Origin of the sequence: Streptomyces sp. DH41, from assembly GCF_029813785.1 — a bacterium.
Lineage (GTDB): Bacteria > Actinomycetota > Actinomycetes > Streptomycetales > Streptomycetaceae > Streptomyces.
In genome coordinates, this window is record NZ_JARVKY010000003.1 from 430391 (window position 1) to 445836 (window position 15446).

Genomic DNA, 15446 nt, shown 5'->3' on the forward strand with positions numbered 1-15446 from the left:
TTGGGCGACAACGCCACTAATGCAGCAGGACGGGTACCGGCGTGGGTGAGACCGAGCGCTGGAAGGCCGCACGCCAGGACAGCACACCATCACCCCAGCCAGGCCCGGCCCCATCCGGCTCCGTACATGAGGCGCTCGGCTTCGGCTGATCCGACGACAGCGGGGCCAGAAGGGATCAGCCCACCCGGTCCCGCTGCTAACCGGCTGAGGTGGAACGGGCGCACGCAGGTGTCCATTTGTCACGGAACATCTACCCCTTGTGCCTTGATGTGCACACCAGGCCGCGCGCGTTCCTCACCCGGCATGCCAAAGACCGGCCCTTGCTGGGTGATTCGCTGGACAACTGGCTCTACCCGCTGGCAGCCATGTCCGCCTACACGCTCTGTCGGCTGCGGCAACCTTCGCCGCGAGACCTGCTCAACATTGCCCCCGGGCACCTCAGTGACGACTTGATGTTCCGCATGACAGGCACTCTGGAACAGAGCTTCAAAAGCGTCCTCCGCCGCAACAAGGCCGGCGGCGTAGACCGGATCGCCCGTACCCCCGTCTTCACCACCAAGATCCGCCAAGCCGTCGTGTCCCAGAGCCGTTACCACATCGAAGGCTGAGCGCTACCCAGGAAATGCTGCCGGGCATGTCCACGGCCGATGATGAGGTCGGCTGGCGCGGCCCGGCCCGGTGCTATCTCGCGGCGGCGATAAGCGCGGACGGCGCACGGCCCAAGCGTCGAAGCCGTCACTGCCTGGACTCGAAGAAGTCCAGCCCAAAGGCCGACGACGCTACATCGCGGACGCAAGAGCCGGAGCCATCATCCTGCACCGGTACATCAGGAACCGCTCTGGAAACTGCCCCGACGTCGGTCGACACCGTCTCGTCCGGTCCGGCGTCCTGGCGGTGTCCGTCGGTCGGTGCGGCCTGTGATGCCCCTGCCGTCCGGGCGACGTTGACGACCCTAGCCAGGGGTAGGACCGGGGTCGTGTCAGGACTCCTGCCGTGACTGGTGCGGTAGGTCGCGGCAGGAGTGTTCGTGTCTGGCCGACAGATCGTCATGCCCGACTGCGGAGGGAGTGGCCCGGACGTACTGCGGCTTCCGGTCTTCGCCGTTCAGCCCAGGTCGGGCAGACCGAGTACGGAGCGGCAGCGGACGTCGTTGCGCCGCAGACGGTCCAGGACCTCGCTCACTCGTGCCGAGGGGGAGCAGTTCGGTGCCGGAGGTGGCGCCGTGCTCGGCGCGGAGTCCAACATGGTGAGGGTCGCGAGCCTGCCGCTGCCTGCGGAGTTGAGCTTCTTCGTCCCATGAGCAGGTCGGTGGTCCTCGCAGTGACAGGTCCCGGTGCCTGAGATGGCCGAGCGTCCCAGGTGGGTGGAGGCCCTGGCCGGGCCCCAGGGCGCTTATGGTGTCGGCGCCGGGAGGATAAGTGATCCTGTGACAGGGGGAGGCGTTTGTTGCAGCATGTCAGCTGCTGTGGTCATTGCTGCTGTTGTGGTAAGTATGACGGTCGAAGGGGAGTCGTCGCGCGATGCGGTTGGGGTGTCCGCTCCCGGGTGACGCTGGGGCGTTGACGGCCCGGGGCCGACGGTACATGCAGCGGCCGTTTGGCCGGCCGCCCGATCACCGATTGCGCTGCGCGCGCGGCGTCGGCGGAGCATCGCAGCGGGCTGGGGGCGTGTGATGAGCGACATGAGACTGTGGGACGACAATCCCACGGGTGTGGACCTGCTGGGCTTCGCATCCATCGTTGACACGGTGGTGGCCACGCTCGAGATCCCGTATCTGGACCCGGTGACGATCGGGATCGCTGCGCCCTGGGGCGGCGGGAAGTCGACGGTGCTGCGGCTTTTGCACAAGGAACTGGACGGGCGAGACGGGTACCGGGTGATCCGTCTCGATCCCTGGGAGTTCGACGACCAGTTCGATGTGCGCGGTGGCGTGATCGGTGAAGTCCTGCAGGATCTTCTGTCGGCCTACGGGGCGCAGGAGGGCCTGCCAGAGAAGATCAATGGGCTTCTTGAGCGTGTGAGCTGGTCACGTGTTGCGGTCAGTATGGCGAGGGGATCGCTGGTCACCCAGTCCGAGGACTTGGTCGAGGCCCTCACGCCGCGTTCGAAGAGCGATGCCAGGAGCCTGGCGGGCTTCCGGGAGGAATTCGCCTGCCTGCTCAGGGACTTGACGCAGCTGAAGCGTCTGGTCGTGCTGGTCGACGATCTGGACCGCTGTTTGCCCGACGCGGTGATGGCCACGCTGGAGGCCATCAAGCTGTTCCTGTCCGTCGAGAAGGTCGCGTTCGTCCTGGCGGCGGACCAGGACATGGTGCGCGAGTCGATCGCGGCCAGTCTGGACGCCACGGGCAGGGGGGAGCGGTTCGCCCACCGCTATCTGGAGAAGATCGTCCAGGTGCCCCTGTCGCTGCCGCGGATCGGCGCCGACGAGGCAGCCACCTTCATCACTCTGCTGCTTTCGGCCCACCAGTGCTCGCCGGAGCACTACACACGGCTGGTTGAGCACGCCCAGCAGCGGCGGGCCGCTGGGCAGTCGCCGGTTCTGTCGGATCTACAGAGTCTTCCGTGGCAGCCCGACGGGGCCTCGCTCGCTCTGGCCAGCCGACTGGCCACCGGCCTGTCTGCCGACCGGTCCGGCAGCCCGCGCAGCATCAAACGCTTTCTCAACGCGTTCGCCCTGCGGGCCCGGATCGCGGAGAGCCAGGGCATCAGCATCGACCCCTCGGTGATCGTCAAGCTCATGCTGTTGGAAGACAGCCCCGGCAAGGACTTCGAGACCCTCGTCAAACTCCAGGACGTCCCGCGCAGTGAACTCCTTGAGCATTGGCAGGCATGGGGGAAGGGGGAACGTGACGACAGGCCGGACCAGGTCAGTGAGGCGAGCAGGCACTGGGCCGCTTCCGAACCCGACCTCACCACGGCGCCGATCGGCCCCTATCTCAGCCTGGCCGCTTCTCTCGTGAGCCTCACTGCGGCTGCGTCCCTCACCCAGGAGCAGGTCACCTGGGTCTCCCACCTCGCCGGTCAGGCCGAGCCGCACCGGCGCAGCGCGCAGCAGGAGGTGACGGCACGCCCGGTCACGGAGCAGCAGGCCGTCGTCGAGGCCCTGTTGGAGCGCGGCCGCCGGGAACAGGAGAGTGAGCCGCTCGTGGAGTCCCTCCTGTACGTCGCGAAGGCCACCGAGGACCTACGCCGCCGCATCGCCGACGGCCTGTGGGATATGCGCCACAACCTCACCCCCGGTTCCGCCCTGGACATCGCCGACAGCGACAGCGAGGAACTGCGCGACCTGGCGGCACGCTTGGCAGGCGCCACCGACATTGACCCGATGGTGCAGGAAGCAGCCAAGGTGGAACAGGAGGGCCGCTGATGGGGACATCGGGCTCTTACGGAGGCAGCGGCTCCGCGGAGTGGAGCGCGGCGCATGACGCTTTCGACGCCCTGCCCGGCGTAGGAACGGGACCTGCGGACACTCTGGATCTGCCGGACGGCCAGCAGTTCCTCGACGATGTCGTGCAGGCGCTGGCCACCGCGCTGAGCAAGGACGATGCGGACCACGGAACGGTGCCGGCCGGTGGCTATCCCCTTTCTGCCCTGATCGCCACTGCCCGCGGCAGCGGCGGTGGCGGCGGGGGAGGAGGAGCCGGGGGCGCGGCCGGCCCCGGCCGTATCGGCGGCGGATCGCAGCGCCAGGTGCTCAAAGGCTCCTCCCGCGGTGCCGCAGCCCTCGCGGGAGCCTACGCACTGCGTAACGGTGACGCCGCGCAACTGCGGGAACTCGGCCTGGACTTCCGCGTGCTGAGCAGCTTGCCACGGCGCACTCAGATTTCCCGCATCCTGCAGGCCGTCCTCGGTGACGCCGGACACCCCGACGAGGCGGCCTTGCGCAGGGCCACCGTCAAGCACGTCAAAGATGTCCTCCTCGCGGTCGAGCCGCCCACGCCGGAAGACAGCCTGCGGGGCCTCGTCGCCGAATGGATCTATGAACTCGGCCTGGTCGAGCTCCAGTCCCAAAAGGCCAGCGACAACCTCACCCCGGAGGAAGCCGTCCGCAAACAGGGCTGGCTGCGGTCCTGGCTGCAACGCCGAGTGCGCCACATCTCCGTGCCCGACACACGACGCATGACCGTCAAGGAATTCACCGCCACAGCAGCGAGAGTGACGAGGGAGGCACTGCGCATTCTGCGCGCAGGACGCTCATGACGACCGCCTATGAAGTACTGCCGCACGACGGACAGCAGCACGAGCCCTCCGCCACCGCCCTGCACTGGCCCCGCACCCGAGCCCACAGCCCCACGCCGACCGTCACCTGCACACTCGGCTGGGACCTCGACCTCCTGGGCCCCGCACCGGCCGCTGCCGCCGACCTCGTCCGGATCGCCGCCTCCGCCTACCTCGCTGACCGCAGCGCCCGCCGCCCCACCACCTTCGCGCGCACCATCGACCTCACCGTCCACACCGTCGACCCCGACCCCTGGACCGCCTCATCCGGCCGGCTCGCCGAAGACTTGCTGTCCTGGCTCACCGGCGATGCCTGGCACCTGCACGCCGTACCCGCCGCTCCCGGCGGCCACCGTCCGGCACCAATTCCCGATGCCGACGACGTGATGCTCCTCAGCGGCGGACTGGACTCCTTGTGTGGCGCCGCGGACCACCTCGGTGACACGGCAGAGCGAATCCACCTCAGCCACTACGACGGCAGCACCGTCATCCGCCACGCCCAGCAACAGACCAGTGCCTGGCTCAACGGCTGTGGGCGGCAGCCGCTGCACCACCTCAGCGTGAAGCTCTGCCAGACCCATTCCGCCGCGGAATCCTCCTCGCGCAGCCGCAGCCTGCTGTTCGCCGCCCTGGCCTCAGCGGTCGCCGCCGGCGCTTCGAGCCCGCGGGTGACCGTGCCCGAGAACGGCTTCACCAGCATCAACCCGCCCCTGACCGCAGCGCGGGGCGGCGCCCTGTCCACCCGCTCGACCCACCCGGGCACGTTCGCTCGCATCAACGAGCTCCTGGCGAGCCTGGACATCCCCGTGACGGTGGCCAACCCCTACGCCTACCTCACCAAGGGACAGCTCCTGGCGCGAGCCTTGGACCGTGCGGGCCAGTCCCTGCTGCTGGCGGGGGCGGAAACCCTCTCGTGTAGCAAACTCGACGGCAATTGGTACTCCGGCGGGGACCCCACCCTCAACTGCGGCCTGTGCCTGGCCTGCCTGGTACGCAGGGGATCATTCACCGCAACCCCCCACCACGACGCCACCACCTACCTTGTCCACCACCTCACCGGCGCAGCACACCAGCTGCTGCTGGACCGCCGTCGTAAAGACGTCCACGACGTGCGGCAGGCTATCGCCCGCGGCATCGACGACACCGACATCCTCGCCGTCGGTGAACTCCCCCCCGACACTGACCTCGGCGCCGTCGTGGACATGTGCCGACGAGGTCTGCAGGAGCTGAACCATGTCCCCCTTCCCTGACGATTTGCCACCGCTCGACTGCCACGCCCACATCGCACCCGATGTGACCCCCGCGCAGATCGGGGCCCTAAAGGGAGCCGTCGTCTTCGCCGTCACCCGCACCCCGGCCGAAGCGCACCGCGCCGGCCGGCGCCGTGACGCGCGCCTGGTGTGGGGATCCGGCGTACACCCCGGCGTTCCCGAAGCGCTCGATGCCTTCGATCGGCAGCACTTCCGCGCTACCTTGCGGAACAGCTGCCTCATCGGGGAAGTCGGCCTCGACCGCCGAGGCAGCCTTGAGCGGCAACGCGCCGTACTCGCCCAGGTCCTCCATGCCGCACAGGACCAGGCCGTTCTGCTGTCATTGCACAGCACCGGACGCACGGGCCCTCTCCTCGATTTGCTGACGGACCAGCCGCACCCCGGAATGATCCTGCACTGGTTCCTCGGCAACCCCACCGAGCGGCAACACGCTATCGACCTGGGCGCCTACTTCTCCGTCAACGCCGCCATGCCCGACGACATCCTGACCTCCATGCCCTTGACGCGCGTGCTGCCGGAGACCGACTTCCCGGCCAGCCGGCGCGCCACCGGCGCATCACGCCCCGGCCACGTCGACCGGCTCGAACAGCGGCTCGCCCAACTCCACGGCATGACACCAGAAGACGTCAGACGGCGCTTCTGGCAGAACCTGCGCGAACTGACCACCCGCACCCACGTCCTGGACAGGCTTCCCGAACACGTCGCGGACTGGGCTCTTGAAGCCTGACACACAGCTTTCGTAAGCCACCGACGTCACTCACCCCGGCTGACACGCTCCACGACCCGGGAATCACTGCGCACGGGCTCCGGCAGTACACAGTTGTGCAGGCCGCGGGCTGCGAGAACCTGCTCGACCGTCAGCCCACGCGCATCGGACAAGTCCGCCCGCACCAGATCGGCATCCGCCAGGTCCGCACCGTCGAGCCGGGCCCGACACAGAACGGCGCCCCTGAGCGCCGCCCCGTGAAGAAGGGCGCCTCGCAGGTCAGCCCCCGGCAGCCGGGCCTTCGCGAGATGACGCCCCGCGAGATCGACCGGAGGCCAGGAACCTCCTCGACGCCGTGAACCAGGTGCGGTGAGCGCCCGCAGCGCCTCCTGAACCATCTCGTCGGGTTCCTCCGGAAGCTGCACGGACGCCAGACCGCCCGGCGCACCGGCAGGCTGCGTATGGCGGCGCACGAACGCATTCAGCACCTGCGCGGCATGCCTTCCCTGGTCAGGGGCATCCTGGACGATCTGTTCCAGTGCTAGAACGCCCCCGATGCACACATACGGCTCAGCCGAACTGAGCCGCTCCAACGCCTTCGTGAAACGGTCCGTCACCTGCCCGCGACGGCTCAACCGGTAGGACCGGGCCGTATAGACCAAGGCGATGCCGGCACCAACACCTGCAACGGCCTGCACCACGGCCAGCCGGAACTGCCCCAGCGTCGCAGACCGGGCTGCGGCGTCCATCGACGACCAGTCTGGCCCGGCCAGCCAGCGTGCCATGCGTTGGCTCAGCGGAGTGAACATCAGGGCCAGCACCCCCGCTAGCCCGGCCGCGGCCAGCACAACAATCACTGCCGGCCATACCTTCTTCAACCCCATGCCCCGGTTTCTATCGTGCCCACCCCCTCGGGGGCGACTGTAAGCCGCGTACGGAATGCGGAAGGTGGTCACTACCGCGCCCGTGCCGCCACGCGATCGTGTCCTTGGCGTAGTTCGTTCCGGAGAAGCACGGCAGTACGTAGAGGCGGTCGGCGTGCAGGCGGCGCAGTTCCAGGAGGCGAGCCAGTTTGAGTCGGTGTGGGCGCCCGCGACATCGAGGTCGACGGAAGCCGAGCCCGCTCGTGCCTCCTACAGCGGGTCGCTATGCCCCGCCATTGCTTCAAGAGGTTGAAGCACCGTTCCACGACGTTGCCTGCTTGTAGACCTCGCGTCGAAGACCGGCGGGCGTCCCCCAAGGCTGCCGCGCCGGGCCCGGTTGCGGACCTGGTCGGCCCGTTCCGGGATGGTGTGTGATGCCCCGGTGTCGCAGCCAGGTGCGGATGGCCTTCGAGGTGGAGCCTTTGTCGCCCAGGAAGTGATCGGGCCGCACGCGAGGCCGGCCACGGCCGATGCGGGGCACCCGTATCGCCTCCATCACGGCGGTGAACTGGGTGCAGTCATTGATATTCCCTCCGGTGAGGACGAAGGCGACCTCGTTCAAGGGCAGCACAGACTAAATCTTGCTGGTCAGCCCGCCTTTGGAGCGGCCGAGCGCCGGATTTCGGGACCCTCTTCTCGGGCTCCGGCGAGCGTGCTGGTGGGCTCGGCCGACGGTGGAGTCGACCGACACCAGCCAGTCGAGCTCACCGGCCGCGTCCGCCCGCGCCTGGGCTTCCCGGAGCATCCGCTCGAAGGTGCCGTCCCTGGCTCCATCGGCAGAAGCGGCTGTGCAGGCTAGCCCAGGAACCGTACCGCTCGGGCACATCACGCCAGGCCGTGCCTGTCCGAAACTTCCAGGCGATCCCGCTGAGGACCGTCCAGTCGTCCAGCCGCTTCCGCTCTCGCTCCGACACAGGCAGCAGAGGACGGACGAACTCTCACTCGGCATGCGACAGTTCATACTGCCCCAGTTCGCCGGTGAACCGCCTGTGTTCCCGGCCGGGTGCGGCAGGTTCCGATACCTCACGGCACAGGGCCGGTCAGGCGTAGTGGCGGTAGACTGCTTCAGCGACGCAGGCCGGCTTGTCGCTGCCGTCGACCTCGATGGTGAACGTCAGCGGCATCTGCACGCCGTTGCCCTTGACGTTCTCCACGGTGCCGACGGTGCCGTGCAGGCGGACCTTCGCGCCGACCGGCACGGGACTGGGAAAACGGACCTTGTCCAGGCCGTAGTTGACGCTCATCTTGGTGCCGGTGATGGTGAGGAGTTCACCGAAGAGCGGGATGATGAGGGAAAGAGTGAGGTAACCGTGGGCGATCGGGCCGCCGAAAGGCCCGTCCTTGGCCTTCTCGGGGTCCCTGTGGATCCACTGGTGGTCGTCGGTGGCGTCGGCGAAGGTGTTCACCCGGTTCTGGGTGATGTCGAGCCATTCGGTGCGGCCGAGGTCGATTCCGCTGAGGGCCTTGAGTCCGTCGAGGCCGTTGGCGATGGTCGGCATGGAAGATCCTTTCGATGACACGGGCAGCAGGGGCACTGTCGTGAGGGGGTGATGTCCGGACGTCTGTCACGGGCGGGGGTGCTCGGTGGGAGCGGTCGCGTACGTGTCGCGCACGACAGGCTTGACGATCTTTCCGGAGGCCGTGCGGGGCAGCGCTTCGGTCACGACGAGGGACTTGGGGATCTTGTACTTGGCGAGCCGGCCCTGCAGGTGGCCGAGGATGTCGTCCTCATCTGCGCGGATGTCGGGCCTGAGGACGACGACGGCGCGGCCGACCTCGCCCCAGACCGGGTCGGGCACGCCGATGACGGCACATTCGACGACGGCGGGATGGGTGAGGAGCACGTCCTCCACCTCGGCCGGGTAGACGTTCTCCCCGCCCGAGACGAACATGTCCTTGACCCGGTCGACGATGTAGGCGTACCCGTCGTCGTCCGTCCGGGCGACGTCACCGGTGCGTAGCCAGCGGTCTTCCGCGAAGGCGTCCTCGGTGTCCTCGGGCCGGTTCCAGTAACCGGTCATGACGTGAGGACCCTGGACCAGTATTTCGCCCCGCTCGCCCGGCCCGGCCTCACGGCCGTCTGGCAGCACGACGCGGGTGTCGGTGAAGAAGTGCGGCACCCCGGCGGAGCCGGCCTTGGCAGAGGTCTGCTCCCGGTCGAGGAAGAGGACGCCGGGGGACGCCTCGGTCATGCCGTAGCCCTGACTGAAGGCGAGGCCGCGGTCGAGGTAGGCGGCGATGGTGCGGGCCGGCACGGGAGCGCCGCCGCAGTTGAGAGTGCGCAGGCTGGACAGGTCCGTGGTCTCCCATCGGGGCCGGGCGGCCATGGCGTCGTACATGGTGGGGACGCCGAACATGTACGTCACGCGCAGGTCCTCGATCAGTTCCAGGACGCGCTCGGCGTCGAAGGAGCCGAGGAGGACCACCCTGCCGCCCTTGAGCAAGGTGGGCAGACAGGTCATGTTGAGGCCGGCGGTGTGGAAGAGCGGAGCCACGACGAGGGTCACCTCGTCGCCGGACAGGTCGGTGTCGACGAGGACGTTGACGCTGTTCCAGGTGATGTTGGCGTGGGAGAGGACGGCGCCCTTGGGGCGGCCCGTGGTCCCGGAGGTGTACATGATCATGCAGGGGTCCTCGGGTGCCACGGTCTCGTCCAGCGGACCGGTCCCGGCTCCGGCAAGCAGTTCCTCGTAGCCGAGAGCTCCGTCGGCGTCGGGGCCCGCTATCGCGATCCGGTGCCGTACGCCCGCCTCGGCCGCCGCGGCACGGGCTGCTCCGGCCTGCTCGGGTGCGTGGACGAGGGCGACGCTGCCCGAGTCGGCCAGGTTGTACGCCAGTTCCGGCGCCGCCAGCCGGGTGTTGAGGGGAACGAAGACCGACCCCAGCATCCCGGCGGCGAACAGGGTCTCCAGGAACGCCGGATGGTTGGGGCCGAGGTAGGCGACGCGGTCGCCGTGTCCCGCGCCCAGGGCGCGCAGGGCGTGGGCGAGGCGCAGGACCCGCTCGTGCAGGTCCCGGTAGGTCCAGGTGCGGCCCTCGTGGACGACGGCGGTCCGGTCGGAGGTCCTGCGGGCCCTGCGGGCCGGCCAGGAGCCGATGCCTTGGTTCAACACGAGCGGTTCCTTCAGTCGGTGAGGAGGCCGAGCAGACGAGCGGCGTTCTCCTTGAGGATCTTCGGCCGGACCTCGGGCTTGATGTCGAGCTTCTCGAAGTCGGCGAGCCACCGGTCGGGGGTGATGACGGGGTAGTCGGAGCCGAAGAGGACCTTGTCCTTGAGCAAGGTGTTGGCGTAGCGCACGAGCTGCGGCGGGAAGTACTTCGGGGACCAGCCGGACAGGTCGATGTAGACGTGCGGCTTGTGGGTGGCCACCGCCAGGGCCTCGTCCTGCCAGGGGAAGGAGGGGTGGGCGAGGATGATCCGCAGCTGCGGGAAGTCGACGGCGACGTCGTCGACCAGCATGGGGTTGGAGTACTTCAGCCGGATGCCGCCGCCGCCCGGGACGCCGACACCGATGCCGGTCTGGCCGGTGTGGAAGAGGGCGGGCACGCCGAGTTCCTCGATGGCCTCGTACAGCGGGTAGGCGAGCGGGTCGTTCGGGGAGAACGCCTGGATACTGGGGTGGAATTTGAAGCCGCGGACGCCGTGCTCCTCGACCAGCCGGCGTGCCTCGCGCACGCCCGCGCGGCCCTTGTGCGGGTCGACGCTCGCGAAGGGGATCAGGGCGTCGGCGTGGGCGGCGCAGCTCTCGGCGATCTCCTCGTTGGAGATCCGCGGGTGGCCGGTGGCGTGTTCGGCGTCGACGGTGAAGACCACCGCGGCCATGCGGCGCTCCCGGTAGTGGGCGGCCATCTCCTCGATGGTCGGCTGTCGGTGACCGTGCGCCTTGAAGTACGTCTCGGAGGCACCGAACAGCTCGGGGCTCAGGGCCCCGTGGCCGTCCTTGGAGACCTCCGCGTGCGTGTGCACGTCGATGGCAGTGAGCCGGTCGAGGTCGAGCGTGAGGTCGGTCATGTCACGCCTCCGGGGCCTTGGGCGCGGGGATGCCGTAGGTCTCGGGGTCGGCTCCGACGCCGTCCGGCCACTCGGCGGCGATGGCGTCGGCGCTCCAGCCGCCGTCGGCGAAGGCGACGGCCTTCTCCTTGGGGTGTGCCCACAGGGCCAGCCGGTCGCCGCCGATGCCGATCGCCTGGCCGGTCACCCCGTCGGAGGCGTCCGAGGCCAGGAAGGTGATCAGGGCGGCGACGTCCTCGACGGTGCCGAGGCCCTCGTCCTTGCGCAGCCAGTCCGGGAGCGGCTTCCCGGTGCGCTCGGACTCCTCGATGACGGGCGCGAAGGCCGGGATGGTCTTGGTCATCTCGGTGGCGGCGACGGGTACGACGGCATTGACGGTGATGCCGGCACGGCCCAGCTCCGTGGCCCAGGTACGAGCCATGGCGACGATGCCGGCCTTGGCGGCGGCGTAGTTGGTCTGACCGAAGTTGCCGCGCTGCCCGGCGGGCGAGGAGATGAGGACGAGCCGTCCCCCGGTGCCCTGCTCGCGCATGCGGACGGCCGCCGCGCGGGCACAGGTGAAGGTGCCGCGCAGGTGGACACGGACGACGGCGTCGAAGTCGTCGTCGGTCATCTTCCACAGCACGCGGTCGCGCAGAATGCCGGCGTTGGTGACGAGCACGTCCAGGCGGCCGAACTCCTCCACCGCCGTGTCGACCAGTTGCCGGGCCGCCTCGCTGTCGCCCACCGCCGCGACCACGCCGGTGGCCGTGCCGCCCTCGGACGTGATCGAGGCCACGGCAGCGGCGACGGCGGCCTGGTCGACGTCGTTGACCACGACAGCGGCGCCGGCCACGGAGAGCGCCTGCGCGTAGGCCAGTCCGAGACCGCGTCCGCTGCCGGTGACGACGGCGACCTTGCCCTGAAGATCCATGAGAAGTGCCTCTCGTAAAGAGGAAAGACGGGTGCCGAAAGCGCCCGATGCGAGCCGGGAAACGACAGGAATCCTGATGAACGGAGTCTGCGCAATCAACAGGATTCCTGTCAATGCCTTAGGGTGGAGCGGCCGCCGCCGGGCGGCACCGGAGCGGCGAGGGGCTCGACCGTCCGCCCCGGTCGGCACGACGGAAGGATGAACGTGAGCACGTCGCTGCTCTACCTGGTCAAGAGAACGGAGCTGGCCGTACGCGCCCGCCTGGAGGAGTTGCTCAAGCCCGCCGGAATCACGGCGCTGCAGTACACCGCCCTGACGGTCCTGAAGCGGCATGACGGCGTGTCCGCCGCGCAGCTCGCCCGCGACTCCTTCGTCACCGCCCAGTCGATGGCCGACATGGTCCGCACACTGGAGAGCCGCGGCCTGATCCACCGCGAGCCCAATCCGGCCAACCGCCGCGAACGCCTCATCCTGCTCGCCGACCCCGGGCGGCAACTGCTCGCGGAGTACGCCGGCCCGGCCCGCGCGCTGGAGGCGCGCATGGTCGCAGATCTCAGCGCCGAAGAGGTCGACGCACTACGGGAAGCCCTGATCGGAGCATGGCGCTCCCTGTCCTAGCCGGGACGCGGCGACCGCGCCACGGGCCCGCGCGGTCGGCGCGCGGGCCAGGGCGATCGGTTACCTGAGCGCGTACATACGGATGACGACGGCCTCGTCGCCGTCCGGACGGGCGAGGCCGATGAAGACCGTCTCCGTGAGCCAGCGGTGGGCGGGAGCGTCCGTACGGAAGACCGGCGAGGTGCGGTAGTAGTGCCCGGCCTCGGAGACCTGCACCTCCCCGTCGAACTGGTCCGGAGTGTCGACCTTGGGACGGTAGTAGCCGCGGTTGACGATGTCGATCACGGCACCGTCCTCCGCCTGCAGCAGATAGCGGGCCTCCAGCTCGCACACCTCCCCACGCGTACTGCTCCAGTCGCCTCCGCCGGGAAGGACCTTCCCGCGCAGCCGAGGCCCGTCCACGCCGCCCCCGGTGATGGGGGTGAACTCGGTGACCTCTCCGTCACCGTTGCCGATGTGCAGCGTGTCGGACACCTCGGCACGGATCTCGAACGCGAAGTCGAGGGCGGGAGTGAAGGACATGGCGATTCTCCGATTCTGCGAGAGGGAGTGGCGATCATCGTGGTACGGCAACACCCGTCCGGTGCCGGTCTGCGCCGTACGGCTCCGCACGGGGACGGGCGTCTGATGCGCGAGATGGTCACGTCTTGCTCTTGACGCGTTAGCTCACCAGATGCAAGCGTGATATGCAACAGCGTTATATGACGTTCATTTACGACGGCTCGTCGGCGTTCTCCGCACCCCCCATGTCGAGCGCCCCCTCCTTCTCCCTCCTCCCGGCAAGGAGCACTCAGCCATGGCTGCGAAGAAGATGATGCTGGCAGCACTCACGAGCGCAGGACTGCTGGCCGTCACGGCCTGCAGCGGCTCGACAGCCGGAAACGGCCAAACCCCCAAGGCCGGACGTCTGACCACCACCACGCCCCCCGGCAGCTCACAGGTGGACCGGGTGACCTGGGCCCTGCCCTACGGCGAACCGACCACCCTGGACCCCGCCAAGATCGGCGACTACTCACCCCAGACGGTCGAGGCCAACCTCTGCGACACCCTTATGCGGATGAACCCGGACTTCTCCCTGAGCCCCGGCCTCGCCCAGAAGCTCACCTGGGCCGACGACCACACCCTGGTGCTTGACCTACGCCCCGGCGTGAAGTTCTGGGACGGCTCCCCCCTGACCCCCGCCGATGTGATCCACAGCCTGGAGCGGCAGCGGGACCCGAAGACGCAGGCCCTGTACGGCAACTACCTGACCGCCGTGACCTCGATCGAGGCCACCGGCCCCCACCAGGTGACGCTGCGGACCAAGGGGTACGACCAGACCCTGCCCAAGGCACTGTCCACGTCGTTCGGCGCAGTCAACCAGAAGGAGTACACCGAGAAGGCCGGTCCCGCCTACGGAACCGCCAAAGGCGGCCTGATGTGTACGGGGCCGTTCAAGCTGGGTTCCTGGAAGTCCGGCAACGGCATCACCCTGGAACGCAACGACGCCTACTGGGACACCAAGCTGAAGCCGAAGGCCAAGCAGGTCGAGTTCCAGTTCATCACCAACAACAACACGCTGACCAGCGCACTGCTGTCCGGTGAGGTTGACGGCACCTACGAACTGCCGCCCAGCAGCGCCACCGCGCTCGGCAAGGCGAACAACGGCACGGTGCATCTCGGCCCGTCCACTCAGAACGTGCTCCTGATTCCCGGCAACGCCGAATCGCCCGCGGCCGACCGCAAGCTCCTTGACGCCCTGTCCCTGGTCATCGACCGGAACGCCCTGATCAAGAACGTCTTCGGCGGTGATGCCACCACCCTGAAGTCGCTCGTCCCGCCCCTGACCTGGCGCGGAGACAAGGCAGCCGCCCGATTCGACGCCGCCTACGCGGCGCTGCCCGACGTCCCGGCGCCGGACGTGGAGAAGGCCAAGAAGCTGATCGCACAGGCCAGTCCGGTCCCCCGCCCCCTGGTGGCCGCCATCCCCGCAGGCGACCAGCGCGGACTGCAGGCACTGACGTTCGTCCAGGCCGCGGCCAAGAAGATCGGCGTGGACATCGGGATCAAGCAGCTCCAGCCCACCGAGATGTCCTCACTCTTCTACGACCCCTCGGCCCGCAAGGGCCTCGACCTCATCCTCACCTTCGGCTACGTCACCATGCCCGACCCGGCGTCCTACGTGGCCGAGAGCGTCACCCCCCGCGGCATCTTCAACTGGACGGGCTACGACAACCCCGAGGTGACCCGACTGCTCGACCAGGCCCGCACCTCCTCCGACCCCGAGGCGTCGGCCAAGGCGTATGCCGAGGCCCAGGCCCTGTTCACCCCCACCACCCCGACAGTGTTCCTGGCCACCACACACGAGCGGATGTTTATGAACAAGCGCATCAGCGGCGCGCCCGCCTCCTTCGCGTACATGAACATGCCGTGGGCCGCCTACCTCGGCGGCACCGGCAAGTGAGCCATCCCCCTCCGGACCATGAGACGAGGATGACCGACGGCGCGCCACTGTGGGACCGCTCGCCGGCCAAGGCGTTCCTCGTACTTGTCGTGGAGGCGGAATCCGGGGTCACGCCCGCCGCAACACCCCGGCCCGCCCTCTCCTGGATGCGGGCCCGCTGACCAACTGCCGCACAAGTCTTCGACGGCGTGCCCCGGCGGTCCTCACCGACCGCCGGGGCACGCCGTTTCCCTCTCTCGCGCTCTGCGCACACCCGTACTTCGGAGTCACACCATGTCCTGTTTGAACCCATGTCACGCGGGTCCTCGGCGGTTGACGGCCGCCTGTGCCGTGTTTGTC

General features: G+C 68.7%; 15 protein-coding genes and 1 pseudogene. 8 read left to right on the plus strand and 8 right to left on the minus strand.

Annotated features, from left to right (window positions below; translation table 11 throughout):
* Positions 1 to 236 precede the first annotated feature (236 nt).
* Positions 237 to 608, plus strand: coding sequence for a hypothetical protein (locus QC283_RS08500; protein ID WP_279560743.1), 372 nt, complete (start codon positions 237 to 239; stop codon positions 606 to 608).
* A gap of 496 nt (positions 609 to 1104) precedes the next feature.
* On the opposite strand, the gene QC283_RS08505 is transcribed toward QC283_RS08500, so the two are convergent.
* Entirely contained in the window at positions 1105 to 1245 is a 141-nt protein-coding gene (locus QC283_RS08505) for a hypothetical protein (protein ID WP_279560744.1), read from the minus strand.
* 436 nt (positions 1246 to 1681) lie between these two features.
* Between QC283_RS08505 and QC283_RS08510 the strand changes: the two genes are divergently transcribed.
* From QC283_RS08510 to QC283_RS08525, 4 genes are read left to right on the plus strand one after another with little or no spacing between them, the layout of a single operon-like run.
* Complete coding sequence (locus tag QC283_RS08510; protein WP_279560745.1) at positions 1682 to 3370, plus strand: KAP family P-loop NTPase fold protein; 1689 nt, start codon at positions 1682 to 1684, stop codon at positions 3368 to 3370.
* Positions 3370 to 4203 carry a hypothetical protein gene (locus tag QC283_RS08515; protein ID WP_279560746.1) on the plus strand — a complete coding sequence of 278 codons (834 nt, stop codon included), beginning with the start codon at positions 3370 to 3372 and terminating at the stop codon, positions 4201 to 4203. Before QC283_RS08510 ends, QC283_RS08515 begins: the two co-directional genes overlap by 1 nt.
* Entirely contained in the window at positions 4200 to 5471 is a 1272-nt protein-coding gene (locus QC283_RS08520) for a hypothetical protein (RefSeq protein ID WP_279560747.1), read from the plus strand. Before QC283_RS08515 ends, QC283_RS08520 begins: the two co-directional genes overlap by 4 nt.
* Entirely contained in the window at positions 5455 to 6219 is a 765-nt protein-coding gene (locus QC283_RS08525; RefSeq protein WP_279560748.1) for a TatD family hydrolase, read from the plus strand. The genes QC283_RS08520 and QC283_RS08525 overlap by 17 nt, the downstream gene beginning before the upstream one ends.
* Before the next feature lie 26 nt (positions 6220 to 6245).
* Here QC283_RS08525 and QC283_RS08530 read toward each other — a convergent pair whose 3' ends face one another.
* The 6 genes and pseudogenes from QC283_RS08530 to QC283_RS08550 form a co-directional block, all read right to left on the minus strand.
* The gene (locus tag QC283_RS08530) at positions 6246 to 7082 is read right to left on the minus strand and encodes a pentapeptide repeat-containing protein (RefSeq protein WP_279560749.1); all 837 of its coding nucleotides are present in this window, start codon (positions 7080 to 7082) and stop codon (positions 6246 to 6248) included.
* A 236-nt stretch (positions 7083 to 7318) separates the two neighbouring features.
* Positions 7319 to 8053: pseudogene (locus QC283_RS39535) on the minus strand (IS5 family transposase); the annotation flags it as partial.
* 108 nt (positions 8054 to 8161) lie between these two features.
* Complete coding sequence (locus tag QC283_RS08535) at positions 8162 to 8620, minus strand: MaoC family dehydratase (RefSeq protein ID WP_279560750.1); 459 nt, start codon at positions 8618 to 8620, stop codon at positions 8162 to 8164.
* 66 nt (positions 8621 to 8686) lie between these two features.
* A complete protein-coding gene (locus tag QC283_RS08540) occupies positions 8687 to 10234 on the minus strand; it encodes an acyl-CoA synthetase (RefSeq protein ID WP_279560751.1) in 1548 nt (515 codons plus the stop codon).
* Between the two features lie 11 nt (positions 10235 to 10245).
* Complete coding sequence (locus QC283_RS08545) at positions 10246 to 11133, minus strand: amidohydrolase family protein (protein WP_107477652.1); 888 nt, start codon at positions 11131 to 11133, stop codon at positions 10246 to 10248.
* A 1-nt stretch (position 11134) separates the two neighbouring features.
* Entirely contained in the window at positions 11135 to 12046 is a 912-nt protein-coding gene (locus QC283_RS08550) for an SDR family NAD(P)-dependent oxidoreductase (RefSeq protein ID WP_279560752.1), read from the minus strand.
* 198 nt (positions 12047 to 12244) lie between these two features.
* Here QC283_RS08550 and QC283_RS08555 point away from each other — a divergent pair, with 198 nt between their 5' ends.
* Complete coding sequence (locus tag QC283_RS08555; RefSeq protein WP_443032570.1) at positions 12245 to 12664, plus strand: MarR family winged helix-turn-helix transcriptional regulator; 420 nt, start codon at positions 12245 to 12247, stop codon at positions 12662 to 12664.
* Between the two features lie 60 nt (positions 12665 to 12724).
* Here the strand turns inward: QC283_RS08555 and QC283_RS08560 are convergent, their stop codons facing one another.
* Positions 12725 to 13186, minus strand: a complete 462-nt coding sequence (locus QC283_RS08560) for a DUF3237 domain-containing protein (protein ID WP_279560754.1) — start codon at positions 13184 to 13186, stop codon at positions 12725 to 12727.
* Positions 13187 to 13460: 274 nt separating this feature from the next.
* On the opposite strand from QC283_RS08560, the gene QC283_RS08565 reads away from it, so the two are divergent.
* Both QC283_RS08565 and QC283_RS08570 read left to right on the plus strand, forming a co-directional pair.
* On the plus strand, positions 13461 to 15107 hold the full coding sequence (locus QC283_RS08565; protein ID WP_279560755.1) for an ABC transporter substrate-binding protein: 1647 nt from the start codon (positions 13461 to 13463) through the stop codon (positions 15105 to 15107).
* 29 nt (positions 15108 to 15136) lie between these two features.
* On the plus strand, positions 15137 to 15268 hold the full coding sequence (locus QC283_RS08570; RefSeq protein WP_279560756.1) for a hypothetical protein: 132 nt from the start codon (positions 15137 to 15139) through the stop codon (positions 15266 to 15268).
* The last annotated feature ends 178 nt before the right edge of the window (positions 15269 to 15446 follow it).